At 46.6% G+C, this 470-nt stretch carries 1 pseudogene; it reads right to left on the reverse strand.

Annotation, left to right across the window (positions count from 1 at the left end):
• Positions 1-470, reverse strand: a pseudogene (locus NSCA4_RS0112140) (IS630 family transposase); the annotation flags it as partial.

The raw sequence follows: 470 nt of genomic DNA on the forward strand, positions 1-470 counted from the left end.
CAATACCTTATGTCCCAATTTTTCCGCCATTTCCCGTAAGACACCCATACGGTGAAATCGTGCATTATCTAAAATAATCACCGATTTTTGAGTCAATGCGGGCAGTAGGCATTGCTGAAACCACGCTTCAAAAAAGACTCCGGTCATCGTATTTTGATAAACCATCGGAGCAATCAGCCGGTTGCCGACTTGTGCGGACACCGGAGATAAGCGTCGGTATCTTTTTCCACTTATCTGCGCTTTCACTATTTGCCCTTTCAGGCTGAGGGCATAGGGACGGAACAGGTAGCGGTCAAATCCTGTTTCATCCAAATAAACACGTTGGTAGTCGGAAAATTCGGCCGGCTGTGTCAAATAATGCGTTACTTTGGCCGGGTCTTGTTCTTTGTAAGTGGTGGTCTTTTTTTGCGCGTCATCCCCATCTGTTTGAGTGCATAGCAAACGGCGGCCGGCGTACAATCAAAATGTTT

Origin of the sequence: Neisseria sicca 4320 (assembly GCF_000193735.1) — a bacterium.
GTDB classification, from domain to species: domain Bacteria; phylum Pseudomonadota; class Gammaproteobacteria; order Burkholderiales; family Neisseriaceae; genus Neisseria; species Neisseria sicca_E.